Here is a 16,649-nt window from a genome sequence, read left to right as displayed (position 1 = left end):
TTTCGAATCGAGGAGTTTTCAGCCATGGCACATAAGAAGGGTGCGTCCAGCTCTCGCAACGGTCGCGATTCCAATGCTCAGCGGCTCGGCGTGAAGCGCTTCGGCGGCCAGGCCGTCAAGGCCGGTGAGATCCTGGTTCGCCAGCGCGGAACCCACTTCCACCCCGGCGTCAACGTCGGTCGTGGCGGTGACGACACACTGTTCGCCCTCGAGGCGGGCGCGGTCCAGTTCGGCACCAAGCGTGGCCGCAAGACCGTCAACATCGTGGTACCGGAGCCGGCGCAGGCCTGAGCCGCGCCGGAGCCTTCTCCACACACTCTTCGAAGCGGGCCAGGGTTTAGCAGATAAACCCTGGCCCGTTCGCCGTTCCGGGAGGCTCACCACCACCGTCCACCGAAACACAGAGGTCCAGCTGGCATGTCCAAATTCATCGATCGTGTGGTACTGCACGTCCGCGCCGGTAAGGGCGGTCATGGCTGTGCCTCGGTGCATCGGGAGAAGTACAAGCCGCTCGGCGGACCCGACGGTGGTAACGGCGGCAACGGCGGGGATGTGATCCTCGAAGTCGACCCGAATGTGCACACGCTGCTGGACTTCCACTTCCACCCGCACGCCAAGGCCGGTAACGGCAAACCCGGCGAGGGTGGCAATCGCGACGGCAAACAGGGCGGGGAACTACTGCTGAAGGTTCCCGACGGCACGGTCGTCATCGACGACGACGGTGAGGTGGTCGCCGATCTGATCGGCGCGGGCACCCGGTTCGTGGCGGCGCGCGGTGGCCGCGGCGGCCTCGGCAACGCGGCGCTGGTGTCGCGCGCCCGCAAGGCCCCCGGCTTCGCCCTGCTGGGTGAGGAGGGCGAGGAGCGCGACCTCGTTCTCGAACTCAAATCCGTGGCCGATGTCGGCCTGGTCGGTTTCCCGTCGGCCGGAAAGTCCTCACTCGTCTCGGTGCTCTCGGCGGCCAAGCCCAAGATCGCCGATTACCCGTTCACCACGCTGGTGCCGAACCTCGGCGTGGTCTCCAGCGGTGACACCACCTTCACCGTCGCCGATGTGCCGGGCCTGATTCCCGGCGCCAGCGACGGGCGCGGCCTGGGCCTGGACTTCCTGCGGCATCTCGAGCGGTGCGCGGTGCTGGCCCACGTAGTCGATTGCGCGACACTGGAACCCGGCCGCGACCCGATCTCCGATGTCGACGCGCTCGAGGCCGAACTGGCCGCCTACCGCCCGGCCCTGCAGGCCGACGCCGGATTGGGCGATCTGGCCGACCGGCCCCGCGTGGTCATCCTCAACAAGGCCGATATCCCCGACGCCGCCGAATTGGCCGAGATGGTGACGCCCGAGTTCACCGAACGCGGCTGGCCGGTGTTCACGATTTCCGCGGTGAGCCGGGAAGGTTTGCGCCCGTTGACCTTCGCGCTGGCCGATATGGTCCGCGAATATCGCGAGGCGCATCCGAAGGCGGCGCCGAAGCGTCCGGTGATCCGGCCCGTCGTGGCCGGGGAGACCGGCTTCACCGTCGAACCCGATCCGGAGGTCGAGGGCGGATTCATCGTCCGCGGCGAGCGCCCCGAAAGGTGGGTGCGCCAAACGCAGTTCGACAACGACGAGGCCGTCGGCTACCTCGCCGACCGGCTCGCACGTCTCGGCGTCGAGGACGAGCTGGTCCGCCAGGGAGCGGTGCCCGGTGCCGAGGTCACCATCGGCGATGTGAGCTTCGAATGGGAGCCGCAGATTTCGGCCGGTGTCGATATGGTGATGACCGGGCGCGGGACCGACCCCCGCCTGGACCAGACCGACCGCATCTCCGCCGCCGAGCGCAAACATGCCTCCCGGGTACGCCGCGGCCTGGTCTCGGAGGACGAGGACCAACCGTGATCGCCCGCCACGCCGGTATCTCCGGTGTGCGCGGGCGTCTCGGTCCGGTTGTCGTCGTGCGCCACCGTAGTGGCGTGACAAGTGAGTGAGTGTTGTTGTGACACAGGTGGATTCTGACAAGGGAGCGGTAACTACTCGGCAGTCGATCCGGACCGCGCGCAGCGTGGTGGTCAAGATCGGCTCATCGGCGCTGACCAGCCTCGAGGGCGGACTCGACACCGCGCGCCTGGACAAGCTCGCCGACGCGATCGAGGCGCGGATGCGCGCCGGCTCGGATGTGGTGGTGGTGTCGTCCGGTGCGATCGGCGCCGGCATCGCCCCGCTCGGATTGGCCGCCCGCCCAAGGGATCTCGCGACGAAACAGGCCGCGGCAAGCGTCGGCCAATTGGCCTTGGCCCACGCCTGGGGCACCTCGTTCGCCCGATTCGACCGCGTGGTGGGCCAGGTGCTGCTGACGGCGGGTGACTTCGCCCGCCGCGAACACCACCGCAACGCGCAGCGCACCCTCGACCGGTTGCGCGCCCTGCACGCGGTCGCGGTGGTCAACGAGAACGACACCATCGCCACCGAGGAGATTCGCTTCGGCGACAACGACCGGCTGGCCGCGCTGGTGGCGCATCTGGTCGGTGCGGACGCGCTGGTCCTGCTGTCGGACGTGGACGGTCTTTACGACGGCGACCCCCGCAAGGGCGCCGCCACATTCATTCCCGAGGTGCGCAGCAGCGCCGACCTCGACGGTGTGATCGCCGGTAGCGGTGGCGCTCTCGGCACCGGCGGTATGGCGTCGAAGCTCTCGGCCGCCCGCCTCGCCGCCGACGCCGGCGTGCCCGTCCTGCTGGCAGCCGCCTCCGATGCGGCGCTGGCCCTGCGCGACGCCTCGGTGGGCACGGCCTTCGCCGCGCGTCCGGTCCGGTTGTCGGCCCGCAAGTTCTGGGTTCGCCATGCCGCCGACAGCCGCGGCGCCATCCACCTCGACGCCGGCGCCGTCAGAGCCGTCGCGCATTCGCGCCGCTCACTCCTCGCCGCCGGTATCACCGGCGTCAGGGGCCGCTTCTACGGCGGCGACGTGGTCGACCTGCTCGCCCCCGACGGCCGCACGGTGGCGCGGGGCGTCGTGGAATACGACAGCACGGAACTGCAGGCCATGGCAGGCCATTCCACCTCCGAACTGCCGGAAGGTATGCAGCGTCCCGTCATTCACGCCGACGATCTGGTGAAGGTGTAGGGATCTCGGTGCTCCCGGGCGCCGCCGGACCGCCGAAATCTCGGTGTCCGAATACTGATCAGCCCGGCGGAGAGACCCCGGGCTGGTCGGGAGTCGTCGGCGTATCGGTGTCGGGGATGGGACCGGTGATACCCGGCTGACCTTCCTGGTCGGTGAGCGGAGGCGCCGACGGATCGGGAGCGCCCGGTGCGGGAGGTGGTGCGGGCGTGGGGGGTTGCGGCGGTGGAGCGGATGCCGACGGGTCGGGCGACTGTGGTGCGGGGGTGTCGGATGGCGCCGGGGCCGGTGTGGTGGGGGCGGGGGTGATGGGCGGTGCGGCATGCGGATCGGGCGTCGGGGGACCCGGCGGCGGCACCGGACTGCCCGGTCCGGACGGTGCGGGCGGCTGCGCCGGGTCCGGCGAGGTGGGGGCGGAAGAGGACGGCGGCGCGGGGGTCGGCGCTGGGCCCGGATCGTGCGTCGGCGCGGCGGGTGCCGGGGCCGACGAACTCGGTGCCGGATCGCCGGGTGTGGGTTGCGTCTGCGGAGGCGCAGGTGCCGGGCTCTCGGGTGCGGGTGCGGGTGCGGGTGCGGGTGCGGGTGCGGGTGCGGGTGCGGGTGCGGGCGGTGGCTGCGGCGACGCGGGTGTGCCGGGCACAGTGGCCGAGTCGGGAGCCTGCTCCGGTGTCGAGGGTTCCGGCTCGGACGACGGTGGGGCCGTAGGGCTGTCGAGCGATTGCGGCTGGTCGCCGTTCGGTCGGGCGGGAGCGCTGGGCCGCGGTCCGGCCGGGTCGGCTTGTGCCGGGGGTTCGGGCAGCGCCGGGACCGCGGTGCCCGCCGCGGAGTAGGCCGGTTTGTAGATCATGTTCATCGCCAGAATCGCCTCCTGACGCATGACCTCCTGGGCGATGCGCGCATCGATCACGTGCGCGGCCTCCAGCACTCGGGCGATGGCGCCCACCGGCCCGGAATCGCCTGGGGGAGGTACCGCCAATTTGACTGCTTCCGCTGCTCCGGCGACCGCACCGAGCCGCGCACCGACCTCGCCGAAGACGGCGGCCAATTCGTCGACGGAGGCGGCGAAACTGTGCGCGCTGGCGGCAGCGGCCTCGGCGGCCGGGCCCTGCCAGCCGGCGTGGTCCATGATTCGCTCGGCCTGTGAGCGGGTGGCCGGCATGGAGCCGGTCAGCGTGGCGGCCGCCTCCAGCCAGATCAGGGAGGCCTGCAGAATCTCACCGGCCTCGATCTTCTCGGTCCCGGTATGGATCTGTTCGTGCGTCATGGACTCGAAATGTTCCATGGCGCTGACGTATTGGGGGTCGGTGTGCGACGCGGCCGGCCCGTAACGGAATTCGGCGCTCATCGTGCCAGTCCGGACGAGGTCGCCCGCAGCGCGGCCGCATGCGCGGAATCGGCCTCCTCGTAGAGCCCGGCGCTGGTCAGGAAAGCCTCTTTCATGCGGTAGGCGGCGGCGATGTACTGGTCGAGTAGTTCGGCCGCATCGCGCGCCTTGCGGCCGAAACCGGCCTGCAACTGCTGTGCGGAGAAGAAGCCCCCGAATCCGCTGAGCTGCGCCACCGAATCGAGGCGCTGCTGTAGTTCCCGAAGCCGGTCGGCCTGCTGCTGGTAGATCTCCGCGCACCCACGCGCGGCCGCCGGATCGAAGGTGACGGTTCCCCCGCGCGCGGCCTGCAAGAAACGGGTGATATCGGCCTGGCTGGTCTCGATCGTCATGCGCACCCCTGAGATCGGTCGGTCCGACCAGCCTAATGGGGAAAGCCCGGAGGCGGCAGCGGAGCGTTACCACGTAGGGCTCCCCATTGGGCTGCAAATCGCACAGCCTAATGGGGAAAGCCCGGAGGCGGCAGCGGAGCGTTACCACGTAGGGCTCCCCATTGGGCTGCAAATCGCACAGCCTAATGGGGAAAGCCCGGAGGCGGCAGCGGAGCGTTACCACGTAGGGCTCCCCATCGGGCTGCAATCACACAGCCTGACGGGGAACGCCCGGAGGCGGCTGCCCGGTGAGGCTGCAGGTCGACCCAGCTTACTGGTTCCGGGGATGTCCGGTCAGCCCGAGTTGCCCGAATCCGTGCCAGTCACGATCATCGCGGAATGCGTTTTTGCAGGTGAGTGCCGATCTGCTGCCGGCTCGCGGGGACGATATGGACTTCGTCGCCCGCCTTGATGAGATAGCGCCCGTCCTCGGCGACGTCGATCCACGTGTAGTACAGCGGCGCGGGCGGTGTGGGCCGGTCCAGGCCGGCCTCGATGCGGATATGTCCTTCGGCGGTATGCGGTTTCAGCAGCAGGCGGCGGATGCGCGGCGCCGGCGGTGAGGCGGGCCGCGGGCAGTCGTCGTCGCGCACCGCCTCGGTCGGTGCCGAGCGGGCGGGTTCACCTCCGGCCGGGCAGTCGGGCAGCAGCGCGGCGATGCGGGCGCCCAGTTTGGTGGTATGCCCGATCGACAATCGGATGGACCCGCCGAATCCGGGTGTGCGTCCCGGTTCCTGGATCGCGAGCACGGCGTGGTCGTAGATCGCCGCGGCCACTGCCCGGATCTCGGTCCCCGGGCTGTGTGCGCCGCCGATCGCGACCACGCGGGTGTGCGGCGCGGCCAGGATGCGCAGACATGCGGAAAGGTCGGGGTCCGCGCCGAGCGGCAGCCGTGCCTCGAGGGTCTTGCGCAAGGTCGCCGCCTCGTCCTCGGTGCGTGGGGTTTCGAGGATGCGAAGGGGGAAGGGATGGCGATCGAGGTCCGTTTCGCGCCAGATGTGCGCGAACTCGTCCGGTGTGAATGACCAACTCACGCCGAATTACACCCTCCACCGATCGTCACGAGCCTGAACGTAGCGTAGCCGCGCTCCCGGCGGGCGGCTAGCCGATCTTGTTCGGATTTCGGTTAACACCGGCGAGGGCGGCCGGTATATCGAGACAACGCCCCGGTGACCGCCTGCGCACCGCGGCCTGTCGGATGTCCGATCACCGGTATTCCGAAACGCAAACATTTCATATATACCGTTACGAACTCTGCGGAGCGACCGCTGGGCAGGCGCACGGTCCGCGATGACAGGAGACCTGGTGCACGAATCCGAAGCGGGCCTTGCCGAAGCGGCGGATGCCGGCGGGAAAGCGGCCGGTCTGCGTCGGTTGCGCGATGCGTCGTTGCCGGTGCCGGATTGGCTGGTCGTCGAGCCGGAGATGTTCGAGCACATGCCTGCCGAGATCATCTCGGCGGCAGCGGAATTCGTTCGCGCGAGCGATCTCGACGAGGCGCTGGCTCGCGGCGCCCGGTTACGTGCGAGCATCATGACCGCCACGCCCCCGGATGCCCTCGTCGCGGCGATGGACGAGGTGTGGCAGCGCCTGGGCCGTGCCCCGGTGGCAGTCCGGTCCTCGGCGGCGGTAGAGGACGGCACCACGTATTCGTTTGCCGGGCAGTTCGATTCGTTCCTGAACGTGTCGGGGGCCGAAGCGATCGCCTCGGTGGTGACCGCCTGCTGGGCGTCGGCGTTGTCACCGCGGGTGATCAACTACTGCTTCGCGCACGGACTGGCGCTCCCGGAGATGCCGGCGGTCGTCGTGCAGCGCCTGATCGCGGCGGAAACCAGCGGTGTGCTGTTCACCTGCGACCCGAGCACCGGCGCCACGGACCGAATGCTGATCAGCGCCGTCTACGGTCTGGGCGAAGGGCTGGTCTCCGGCGCAGTGGACGCCGATACCATTGTCGTGGACAAGCTTTCGGGCACGACGATCGATACGATCCTGGGTGAGAAGGCGACTCGCTACCGTCCCGACGGCGACCAGGGCTGTATCGCGGTGGACGTCGATCCCGCGCTGCGCGCACGCCCGGCGCTCACTCCGGAGCAGGTGACCCGGCTGATCGAGGTCGGTCGCCGGATCGAGACCGCGACGAACGCCCCGCAGGACGTCGAGTGGGCCTTCGACGCGGAGGGCCGGCTCTGGGTGCTGCAGGCGCGACCGGTGACCACGGCGGTGGGGGACCCGTTGCGCGGCGCCGGTGAAGCGGTGCCCGACGGCGATCTGCGAATCTGGGACAACTCCAACATCATCGAGAGTTTCAGCGGCATCACCTCACCGCTCACCTTCACCACCGCGGCCGATATCTACGGCCGGGTGTATCGCGGATATGCCGAATCCCTGGGGGTGCCCCGGCCTCAGGTCGCGCAGACCGACAACTGGACTCCGGTGCTGCTCGGCTACTTTCACGGCCGCGTCTACTACAACCTGCTGCACTGGTATCGAATGGTCGGCATCGCGCCGGGTTATGCGCTCAACCGCCGTGTACTCGAGGCCGCGCTCGGCGTGGCCGAACCACTGCCGGATGATATCGCGAAGACGTTGCGCCCGTTCACCTTCGGCAATCCGCTGCGACGGGTGGTGTCCCGGGCTCGTACCACCGCGATCTATCTGCGCCGCATCGCCGGGATCGACGCGATGATGCGGCGGTTCCTCGACGAGTTCTACCGCGTCTACGACGATTTCGAATCCCACGACGACAGCGCCGACACCGGGGCGCAGGCCTACGCCCGCTATCGCGAACTCGATCGGGAACTGGTGCACCGCTGGGCTCCGATGATGGTTCTGGACGCGATGCTGCTGACCCTCACCGGCCTGCTGTACGTCCTCACCCGGATCTTTCTGCCGAAGGCGCCGGAGTGGTTCCTCTACGCCGTCGCCGGGCCCGGGGCCGACGTCGAATCCGCCGAGCCGGCGCGTGCCATGTCGGCGCTCGCGGCGAGCGTGCGGGAGAACGCGGATCTGCGCAAGCTGATGGAGAGTACAGCCCCGGAGGGCATGTACGACGCGCTGGTCACCGCTGGTCACGACGAATTCCGGGCGCGGGTGGACGAGTACATCGACCGCTACGGCTACCGCAGCCTCGACGAACTGAAGCTCGAGACTCCGGATCTGCGGGAGGATCCGTCGGGCCTGTTCGTCATGGTGCTGGCCGCGCTGCCGGAACAACAGGACCGCGCCGCCGACGACGCGCAACGATATCTGGATACCCATCTGCGCGGTTGGCGCCGCGCGATCTACGAACGCTTGCGGCGCAAGGTGTCTCGCTGCGCGGGGCATCGGGAAAGTCTGCGCTTCTGCCGCACCCGCGCCTTCGGCATGGTCAAGCGAACCCTTCGAATCATGGGACGAGACCTGGTGCGGCGCAATATCATCGACGAATTCTCCGACGTGTTCTACCTGACGCTGCCGCAATTGCGCAGCTGCTACGAGGGCGGCGAGACGGCCGGTCTGCGGGCGGTGGTCGCCGCCCGCAAACAGCAGCGCGCCGCCGACGCGCGCCTGGTCGCACCGGCCCGCTTCGTCACCCACGGTGGCGGTTTCGGCCCGGCCGAACTGGCGGCGGCCGGCTGGGTGCCGATCACCGACACCCCGGCCGCGACAGCGGGTTCGGTGTTCACCGGGACGCCGTCGGGTGGTGGGATCGGCACGGGCCCGGCGGTGGTTGTCGACGAGCCGCGCGACGTGGCGGGAGGTGTGCTCGTCACCTATCGAACCGATCCGGGGTGGGTGGCGGTGCTGCCTTCGGCGACGGCTCTCGTCGTCGAGCGGGGCAGCCCGCTCACCCATGTCGCCATCGTCGCGCGCGAACTCGGTGTGCCGACGGTGGTGCAGATTCCGGGTGTCACCAGATCCGTCCGGACCGGTATGCCGTTGCGGGTCGACGGCAGCAGCGGAACCGTCACCGTGCTCGAAGAAGGGGAGGCAGCCGATGCCCAGTGACCTGCGGAACACCGACGACGACCAGGCATTGGTGCGCGGCTGGCTGGTGCATCCCGCCACCGCCACCGGAATCCACCTCGCCGACGAAGAGAACGGCTGGCAGTTCCGCAGCTATGCGGAACTCGCCGAGCTGACCTGGTCGGTCGCGGGCCGGCTCCGCGAACGGGGTTTGGGGGGCGGTGACGAGGCCGGGGTATGCGTCGTCATGCCGACCGGATTCCCCTGTGTCGCGGCCTTTTACGCGGTGTGGGCGTGTGGCGGAGTGTTCACGCCCATCGCCCCGCCCATGTTCGCCGATATGGCCCAGTACATCGCGCATGTCGCGGCGATCCTCGACCAGGCCGCGCCCCGCGTGGTCGTGACCTCCGTGGAACTCGAAGCGCTGGTCCGTGAGGCGATGACGGCGGCCGGGCGTGCCGACGAACCGGTCGTCGTCGGCGACACCGGATCGCCCGCCGACCGGACGCTCGCACCCGCCGCGGAAACGGCACTGCTGCAGTTCACCTCCGGGTCGACCGGAACGCCACGCGGCGTGCGGGTGTCGTGGCACAACCTGGCCAACAACATCCGGATGATCAGCCGGCTGATCGACTGGCGACCCGGCGAGGCGATGGTCTCGTGGCTGCCGCTCTACCACGATATGGGCCTGGTCGGCGCATTTCTCACCACCGTCGCCAATCAGGGGGACCTGTATCTGATGCGGCCCGATCAGTTCGTGCGCGATCCCGCGCGCTGGCTGCGGGCGATGGCACACGCCCAGCACTCGCCCTCGCCGTCGTTCGCGCTCGGCTATGTCGCACACCGTGTTTCGCCGGACGACATCGCGGATCTGGACCTGTCGGGATGGCGGACCCTGGCGGTCGGCTCCGAACCGGTCGAAGTCGAGGATCTGCGGTCCTTCGCCGAACTCACCGGCGCGCGCGGGTTCTCCGCTCGGGCCTACACCCTCGCCTACGGTCTGGCCGAGGCCACGCTGATGGTCACCTCCTCGGCGCGCGATCGGCCGCTCACGGCCCTGCGGGTCGATACCGCGACCCTGCGCCCCGGTGAGCCGGTGCGTATCGTCGCCGAGGTCGCACTCGCCGACGACCGCTGGGTGAGCGGCCCCGGCTGGATCACCGGCCTCGGCTACTCCACTCCCGAATCCACCGTCGTGGTGGTGGACGAGGACGGTCGCGAACTGCCCGACGGAGTGCTCGGCGAAATGGTGGTGATCGGCGATTCGGTCGCACTCGGGTATACCGACGGTGCCGGTGGCGCGACCCGCATCACCGACGGCCGGCTCTATACCGGCGACGCCGGATTCCGTTACCGTGACGAGGTTTTCGTGCTGGGCCGGATGGGCACGAGCCTGAAGGTGCGGGGCCGGTCGGTGTTCATGGAGGACATCGAGTCCCGGGTGGCGCGCGAAACCGGGATCACCAAGGGAAAGCTCGCGGCGGTCTCCCTGACCGGCGGCGCCGCACCCGGCATCGTGCTCTTCGCCGAAACCGCGCCCGGGGAGTGGATCACCCGGACCCGGACCGTGGTGCGCGGCGAACTGGGGCCCGCGGGCACCGTCGGCGTCGTCACCGGACCGCGCGGCTTCATCCGCCGCACCTCGAGCGGCAAACCACGTCGACGCCACATGTGGCGGCTCTACACGGAAGGACGATTGGCGGGCGCCACCGAACACCCCGGCGCCGACACCACCGCGACGAGTGTCTCCACCGCGCCGGCGCTGTCGCTCGATCGTGCCGAGCGGCTGCTGGCCGCGGCACTGGAAACGGTCTCGATCCCACCGAATTCCGCCGCCCTGTTCGAGGGGTCGCTGGCGGAGGGGTTCGGCAACGAGGGTTCCGATATCGACTTCCTGATCGTGGCGCCCGGTGACGACCAGATGCCGACGCTACCGACCGTGGTGTTCGCCGACGGCCGCCGCATCGAGATCCGCACGCGGTCCGAGGCGCAACTGCGCGCGCAACTCGAGCGCGTGACCGGTGCCGGCGGCGATCTCGACGAGGACGTGCTGAACCGCTGCCAGCGGTTCCGGAATGCGACGGTGGTGCGGTCGAGCGCGGCCGTGGATCTGGACGGGTTGCTGGCGCTGCTGCCCGCCGACGGCTTCGCCGGGACCGTGTCCGGCTGGTGGGCGCGGCGCAGCCGCCACGCGCTGTGGTTCGCGGTCGCCCTGCGCGCCATGGGCGCCGACGCGGAAGCCGGCGGGTGGGCGCGCGACGGCCTGCTCCAGGCGGTCAAATCGTGGGCCGCGACGCGCGGTGAGACCTATGTCGAGACGAAATGGGTTCCGCGACAACTCGATCGGATCGTGGCGGCCGATCCCGATATCGCGGAGCAGGTCGACGCGTACCGCGCGCTCCCGGCCGCCGCCACTCTCGGCGAGACGCTCACCCTGGCCCGGCGATTCGGCGTCGACGACGTCACCGATGATCCCGATCGGATTCTGCTGGCCCGGGTCGACGGCGTGACCACGTGGCCCATCGGCGACCGGATCCATGTGCTCCGCGACGATCGGGACGTCTTCGCACTCTCCGACCGCGGCGCCGCGGCCTGGCGCGGCGTGGTCGCCCGGAAGTCGGTCGCCGACATACTGCGCCGGTCGCCGATCGGCACCGAACTCGCGGAGTTCGTCCGCCTGGGCTTCATCGGATTGTCCCTGCGCGGCGGCGAGACGCTGCGTCCCGCGCTCGCCATGTGCAAGCCGGTACGCCCGGTCACGCCGATTCCATCCACGCGGAGGCCCGCGCTCGGGCTCGCCGGTGGCGACGCGGACCGCGATATCGCGACCCTGTCACCGCTTCCGGCCCAGCGATTCGTCGCCTGCGCGATGGAGGTGGTCTGGTCGAACGTGGTGCTGGAGAACGCCCGCGAGGACCTGATGGGGGCGGTGAAAGCGGGACAGGGTGCCGTCGCCGATATCGCGGCGCATCGGGTGATCGCGATGTGCGTGCGAATGGCGCTGTCCACCTACGGTATTCACCCGCTGCCCCCGGATGTCGCGCCCGGCCCGACGTTGGCCGCGATGGTGCCGGATGCCGGACCGCTACGCGAGCTGGTCGACCGCGCGTCGGCCCTGCGCTTCTCCGAGGTCCTCGGATCGGGCGCGAGCGGCCTGGACGAACTGGCCGTGCTGGACGAACTCGCGGCCGCCGTGCGTGAGATCGCCGGGGGCACACAGTTTCCGGCGTCGTTCGATTCGCGGGAGCAATGGCGGCGCACGCTCGACATCAGCTACGACTGGCTGCGCCCGGCCGCCTATCTCGATGCCGAACTGCCGCTCGACGAGGCCCGCGACCTGCTCGGCTCGGGCGGGCGGCAACCCCACCAGCGCGACGGAGGACAGTGATGACGAATGTGGACGGCCCAGTGGCGGAACGGGTGCGCCGGCTCGTCGTCGCGATGGCCCCGGCTCCGCCCGCCGAACCGGGTGACCGGTTGCGGCTGATCGAGGATCTCGGATTCGACTCACTCCGTTTGATGGAGCTGACCCTGGTCCTCGAACAGGCCTTCGGACTACCGCGTTACCGGCCCGAACAGCTTGCCGGTGTGCGCCGCATCGGGGATGTGGTGACCCTGATCGAGGAGGTGCGATTGTGACCGGACACGGCGCCGTCCTGGTGACCGGCGCGGGCGGCTTGGTCGGTGCGGAGGTGGTGGCGCGCCTCGGCGCGGCGGGCCGGCCCGTTGTCGGGTTGGTGCACAGCACTGCGCGGATCATCCGCAACGACGGTTCCGAGCTGGACGCCATCGAGACGGTGCGCGGCGACATCCGGCGGCTGGGTTTCGGCCTCTCCCGGCACGACGCCGCCGAACTCGGTTCCCGCGTCGGCATGATCGTGCACTCGGCCGCGACCACGGCCTTCGACGCCACCGCCGGCGACTACGAGGAACTGAACGTGCGCGGCACCGCGCACGCGATCGAACTGGCGCTGCGCTGGGACGTGCCGCTGGTGTACGTGAGTACCGCCTACGTGTGCGGGATGCGGGCGGGTGTGGTCGCCGAGGCGGAACTCGATGTCGGGCAGGCCTTCGGAAACGGCTACGAGGACAGTAAGTTCCGGGCCGAACGCCAGGTGCGCTGCACCCCGGGCCTGCGCTGGGCGGTCGTTCGCCCCGGCGTCGTCACCGGCGCCACCGGCACGGGCGTGATCCGCGATTACAAGAACCTCTACACCGTGGTGAAGCTGATCGTCGAGGGCAAGTTGCGCTCACTGCCCGGCCGCTACGACGCCACGATCGCGCCCGCACCGGTCGACTTCGTCGCCGACGTGATCACTGCGGCCGCGACCGACTTCGAGTCGGCTGCGGGGCAGACGTTTCACGCCGTCGGCGCCGATGCGCTCTCGCTGCGCGACATCTCGGACGTCCTCGCCGAATATCCGTCCTTCCAGGTCGCGACCTTCGTGCCCGAGGCCTCGTTCGCGGTGGAGGATCTGGAACCGCTGGAGCGCGAATACTTCCAGCGCATCGGCGCGCTCTACACCAGTTACTTCGCCCGCCGCCCGCTGTTCGACACCACCGCGACACGCGCCCTGCTCGGACGGGATTGCCCGCCGAGCGGCAAGCCGTATCTGCGCCTGCTCCTGGACCACTGCCTGGAGAGCGGTTACCTCGGCGATCCACTGCCGTCGGTGTCGGAGGTACTGGCGCGCTTCGGCCCGGACGCGACAGTGGGAGGCAGCCGATGACTCTGGCGCAACTGCTGGCGGCGTCGACCCCGCTGCCGGACAAGGCGGCCGCCTATGCCGAGGACACCTACGTTCAGGAGACGGTCGACGAGCTCGGTGCGGCTGGACTCGATGCGGCCGATTTCTCTCGCCGATACTCGCTGCTGCTGCTGAAACCGGATGCGATCGTGGCCCGGGCGGTCGAGCCGACCCTGCGGTGGTTGCGGGACAACGATTTTTGTGTCGTCGCGGCGCGTACCTGTGCGGTGGACCGGCATCTGGTGCGCGCGCTGTGGTACTTCGCGTGGAATATCGCTTCGCCGGAGCGGCGGCGGCTCGCCGATCTGCTGACCGAGATCTCCGATGCGCTGGTCCTCGTCGTCTCCGGCGAACCCACCGCACTGCCGACCTCGGTGCGGCTCACGGCGGCCAAGGGCCCCACCGATCCGGGCAAGCGGCGCCCCGGTGAACTGCGGTATCTGCTGGGCAGATACAGCTACCTGCTGAATCTGGTGCATTCGCCCGACGATCCGGCCGACGTGCTGCGCGAGTTCGCGATCTATTTCGACACCGACACCCGTGCGGGGGTGCTGCGGGAGATCGAGTCCGCGACAGACCGCGGGATCGACGCCGCCGCCTGCGCCGCGGAGCTGTACTCCCGCACTCCCGCACGGGATTTCGGGCGTTCGGCCGCCGTCGCGCGTCTGCTCGCCGACGCCGGTGATGTTCCGGCGGACTTCGATCCGGACCGCGACGAGGACTGTGCGCTGCTGCTGCGCCGCGCCTGGGCCACCGGCCGCGCGATCGATCCCTGGTCGGCCATCGTCCTCGGTTCCCACGTACTGCCCATGCGCAACGGCGGGCGGCGCCAGACCCTGCCCCCGGTATCCGCACACGACTGGTTGGAGGCACGACCATGACGATCGACACCGCGACCATCCCGACCGCGAGCCACGTGCACACCATCTCCCGCCATCTCGCCCACCGCTGTGCGGTTTCGGAGGTCTTCGTCACCTCGCTACATGCCGCGCGGTCCGACGAATTCGTGGCCGGCGCCCAGCTACCTCGCATGCATGCCTTCTACGGCGACCGTCTGGCGCCGTGGGACGCCACCTACGATCCCATGCTGGTGATGGAGGCCGCCCGGCAGGCGGCGATCGCTCTCACGCACGAATACTTCGGTGTACCACAGGATTTCGGGTTCGTGGTGCGCACCTTCAACGGTGCGGTCGCGGAGAGCGACAGCTGGGTGATCGGGCCGGCGCCCGCGGATCTGGTGATGTCGGTGCAGATTTCACGCCGTTATCGGCGCGGGGAGGTACTGCGGGGGGTGGATATGGTGCTCGACATCGAATGCGGCGGTGAACCGTTGATGATCGTGGACGGATCCTTCACCTGGGTGTCGCCGTCGCGGTGGGAGGCGCTGCGCGGCGGGTTGCGCACCGGGCTGGGCCTCGGCGACATCGGCGCGGCGCTGTCGCCCGGGCAGTCGGCCGCGGCGGTCGACGTGGGCCGGGCGAACGGGCGCAATGTGGTGATCGGCCCGATGCGGCGCGTCGGCGCGGCCGCGGTCGCCGAGTTGGCGATCGACACCGGGCATCCGATCCTGTTCGACCACGCCGTGGATCACGTGCCCGGCAGTGTGCTGCTCGAGGCGGCACGTCAGACCGTTACCGCGATGTCGGTGTCCGAGCCGAGCCGGCTGATCGGGGTCTCCAGTTCCTTCGAGCGGTTCGTGGAACTGGACCACCGCGCCGAATGTGTGGCCCGCGCCTCGGATGCCGTTCCGGGACAGATCGATTGCGAAATCCACCAGTGCGGTGCGGTGGCCGCCCGCATCGGGTTGCGCTACGACACCGACGAGGCGGAATGCTGAGCGGTTCCGCGCCCACCGGGCGGTCCGAGCAGACAGCGACCCCGGGGCGCCGTCGCGCCGCCGGATCGGCCCTCGGGCGCATCGCGCGCTTCACCGGCGCGCGGTACGAAACACATCATCTGCTCTACGCGATCATGTTCGTCGCGGCGGTGGAGGGCACCGCGGCGGTAGTGTCACATCCGGACCTCGCATGGCGTCCGGGATGGGCTACGGCGGTGCGAATCGTCGTCGTCGCGGTGCTGCTGCTGTATCTGCGCATGGTGGACGAGATCAAGGACCTCGACTACGACCGAGTGCACAACCCGGACCGGCCGCTGGTCACGGGAGCAGTGCGCGTCGGCGAATTGTGGGGTGCGATCGGGGCGATCGCGGTGACGCTGACGGTGGTGTCGTCGCTGCTGTCGTGGTGGTCGGCGGTGCTCGTCGTCGCGGCGATGGGGTACGGCCTCGCGCTGTGGGGGCTGGAGAGCGCATCGGCGCGGATGCGCGGCATCCTGCTGCTGAATCTGGCCGTGACCTACCCGGTGCAGTTGTGGATCATCGCGTACCTCGTGCGTTCGGCGATCGACACCGGTCAGGTCGACTCCGGGTGGCGGACAGCCTGGGTCGCGCTGATCTTCGCGGGCGCCTTCCTCCACTTCGAATTCGCGCGCAAGACAGCCGCGGACCCACGCCCGGGGCAGGGGTACTACTCGAATGTCCTGGGGGTGCGGGGGAGTGTCGTCGCGATCGTGGGCTGCGCGGCCCTCGCGGTCGGTGCGGCGGTCGCGCTGAGCCGGCCGTGGGACCGTCCGCTGCCGTGGGCGTTGCTGGCGTGGGCGCCGGTGGGACTGTTGCTCCTTCCGGTCCTCGCGGCCGGATCGTTCCTGACTCGCGCGCCGGCGCCGATGCGGCCACCGGTTCCGCCGTCCGAGCCCGCGCGAGACGGACCGGCGTCACCCGATGCGGGCCAGTCGGATTCGGCCACCCGCGCGTATCCCGTCGTTCCGGCTGTGGTATTCGTACTGGTGTCGTATCTGATTCTCATCGCCACGGCCGTGACCTGGCGATAGTTCCCATGGCGGGCAGGGGCTCAGGCCCAGGGGCATCGGAAGGCCACTGAAAGGGCAGTGACCGGGCCGCCGCGAGCGCGCACGCTTGGAAGTAGCACCCGGCGCCGCAGGATTGCCCCCTTCGCATCGTGCGGCACACCGGATCCGGCGCGGTTTGCCCTTGCCGCGTCGGGCTCGCGGTCCGGTGTCTCGTTCGTGGCGTCGGGTGCAAC

13 protein-coding genes are annotated in these 16,649 nt (G+C 69.7%); 10 read left to right on the top strand and 3 right to left on the bottom strand.

Annotated elements, in window-relative coordinates; genetic code table 11:
* The first annotated feature begins 24 nt into the window (after window positions 1–24).
* The 3 genes from rpmA to proB all read left to right on the top strand — a co-directional run bounded on the left by rpmA (window position 25) and on the right by proB (window position 3,103).
* The gene (rpmA, locus tag NMI01S_RS24170; RefSeq protein WP_025352062.1) at window positions 25–291 is read left to right on the top strand and encodes a 50S ribosomal protein L27; all 267 of its coding nucleotides are present in this window, start codon (window positions 25–27) and stop codon (window positions 289–291) included.
* 126 nt (window positions 292–417) lie between these two features.
* The gene (obgE, locus tag NMI01S_RS24165) at window positions 418–1,878 is read left to right on the top strand and encodes a GTPase ObgE (protein WP_063000695.1); all 1,461 of its coding nucleotides are present in this window, start codon (window positions 418–420) and stop codon (window positions 1,876–1,878) included.
* Window positions 1,879–1,984: 106 nt separating this feature from the next.
* A complete protein-coding gene (proB, locus tag NMI01S_RS24160; RefSeq protein ID WP_063001058.1) occupies window positions 1,985–3,103 on the top strand; it encodes a glutamate 5-kinase in 1,119 nt (372 codons plus the stop codon).
* A 58-nt stretch (window positions 3,104–3,161) separates the two neighbouring features.
* Here the strand turns inward: proB and NMI01S_RS24155 are convergent, their stop codons facing one another.
* The 3 genes from NMI01S_RS24155 to NMI01S_RS24145 all read right to left on the bottom strand — a co-directional run bounded on the left by NMI01S_RS24155 (window position 3,162) and on the right by NMI01S_RS24145 (window position 5,889).
* Window positions 3,162–4,445, bottom strand: coding sequence for a superantigen-like protein SSL4 (locus NMI01S_RS24155; RefSeq protein ID WP_063000693.1), 1,284 nt, complete (start codon window positions 4,443–4,445; stop codon window positions 3,162–3,164).
* Window positions 4,442–4,816: a soluble NSF attachment family protein gene (locus NMI01S_RS24150; RefSeq protein ID WP_063000691.1), complete on the bottom strand. Its 375-nt coding sequence runs from the start codon at window positions 4,814–4,816 to the stop codon at window positions 4,442–4,444. The genes NMI01S_RS24155 and NMI01S_RS24150 overlap by 4 nt, the downstream gene beginning before the upstream one ends.
* 368 nt (window positions 4,817–5,184) lie before the next feature.
* Entirely contained in the window at window positions 5,185–5,889 is a 705-nt protein-coding gene (locus tag NMI01S_RS24145) for an ESX secretion-associated protein EspG (protein ID WP_063000690.1), read from the bottom strand.
* A 271-nt stretch (window positions 5,890–6,160) separates the two neighbouring features.
* Between NMI01S_RS24145 and NMI01S_RS24140 the strand changes: the two genes are divergently transcribed.
* Genes NMI01S_RS24140 through NMI01S_RS24110 form a run of 7 tightly spaced genes read left to right on the top strand, consistent with a single transcriptional unit; the run spans window position 6,161 to window position 16,437 of the window.
* Window positions 6,161–8,842: a phosphoenolpyruvate synthase gene (locus tag NMI01S_RS24140; protein ID WP_245716993.1), complete on the top strand. Its 2,682-nt coding sequence runs from the start codon at window positions 6,161–6,163 to the stop codon at window positions 8,840–8,842.
* Window positions 8,832–12,188: an AMP-binding protein gene (locus NMI01S_RS24135; RefSeq protein ID WP_063000686.1), complete on the top strand. Its 3,357-nt coding sequence runs from the start codon at window positions 8,832–8,834 to the stop codon at window positions 12,186–12,188. The genes NMI01S_RS24140 and NMI01S_RS24135 overlap by 11 nt, the downstream gene beginning before the upstream one ends.
* Window positions 12,188–12,439, top strand: a complete 252-nt coding sequence (locus NMI01S_RS24130; RefSeq protein WP_039777059.1) for an acyl carrier protein — start codon at window positions 12,188–12,190, stop codon at window positions 12,437–12,439. The genes NMI01S_RS24135 and NMI01S_RS24130 overlap by 1 nt, the downstream gene beginning before the upstream one ends.
* Window positions 12,436–13,530: an SDR family oxidoreductase gene (locus tag NMI01S_RS24125; RefSeq protein ID WP_063000684.1), complete on the top strand. Its 1,095-nt coding sequence runs from the start codon at window positions 12,436–12,438 to the stop codon at window positions 13,528–13,530. The genes NMI01S_RS24130 and NMI01S_RS24125 overlap by 4 nt, the downstream gene beginning before the upstream one ends.
* Window positions 13,527–14,429 carry a nucleoside-diphosphate kinase gene (locus NMI01S_RS24120; RefSeq protein WP_063000682.1) on the top strand — a complete coding sequence of 301 codons (903 nt, stop codon included), beginning with the start codon at window positions 13,527–13,529 and terminating at the stop codon, window positions 14,427–14,429. The genes NMI01S_RS24125 and NMI01S_RS24120 overlap by 4 nt, the downstream gene beginning before the upstream one ends.
* Window positions 14,426–15,385, top strand: coding sequence for a ScbA/BarX family gamma-butyrolactone biosynthesis protein (locus NMI01S_RS24115; protein WP_063000680.1), 960 nt, complete (start codon window positions 14,426–14,428; stop codon window positions 15,383–15,385). Before NMI01S_RS24120 ends, NMI01S_RS24115 begins: the two co-directional genes overlap by 4 nt.
* Window positions 15,379–16,437, top strand: coding sequence for a UbiA prenyltransferase family protein (locus tag NMI01S_RS24110; RefSeq protein WP_063920832.1), 1,059 nt, complete (start codon window positions 15,379–15,381; stop codon window positions 16,435–16,437). The genes NMI01S_RS24115 and NMI01S_RS24110 overlap by 7 nt, the downstream gene beginning before the upstream one ends.
* Window positions 16,438–16,649: the final 212 nt, after the last annotated feature.

This window comes from Nocardia mikamii NBRC 108933 (assembly GCF_001613505.1).
GTDB lineage: Bacteria > Actinomycetota > Actinomycetes > Mycobacteriales > Mycobacteriaceae > Nocardia > Nocardia mikamii.
The sequence above is the reverse complement of the archived record's forward strand: the minus strand, read 5'-3'. Positions and strand labels throughout refer to the sequence as shown.

Coding starts and splice junctions, on each gene's coding strand:
- rpmA (WP_025352062.1), top strand. CDS start 25: ATGGCACATAAGAAGGGTGCGTCCAGCTCTCGCAACGGTCGCGATTCC.
- obgE (WP_063000695.1), top strand. CDS start 418: ATGTCCAAATTCATCGATCGTGTGGTACTGCACGTCCGCGCCGGTAAG.
- NMI01S_RS24155 (WP_063000693.1), bottom strand. CDS start 4,445: ATGAGCGCCGAATTCCGTTACGGGCCGGCCGCGTCGCACACCGACCCC.
- NMI01S_RS24150 (WP_063000691.1), bottom strand. CDS start 4,816: ATGACGATCGAGACCAGCCAGGCCGATATCACCCGTTTCTTGCAGGCC.
- NMI01S_RS24135 (WP_063000686.1), top strand. CDS start 8,832: ATGCCCAGTGACCTGCGGAACACCGACGACGACCAGGCATTGGTGCGC.
- NMI01S_RS24130 (WP_039777059.1), top strand. CDS start 12,188: ATGACGAATGTGGACGGCCCAGTGGCGGAACGGGTGCGCCGGCTCGTC.
- NMI01S_RS24120 (WP_063000682.1), top strand. CDS start 13,527: ATGACTCTGGCGCAACTGCTGGCGGCGTCGACCCCGCTGCCGGACAAG.
- NMI01S_RS24115 (WP_063000680.1), top strand. CDS start 14,426: ATGACGATCGACACCGCGACCATCCCGACCGCGAGCCACGTGCACACC.
- NMI01S_RS24110 (WP_063920832.1), top strand. CDS start 15,379: ATGCTGAGCGGTTCCGCGCCCACCGGGCGGTCCGAGCAGACAGCGACC.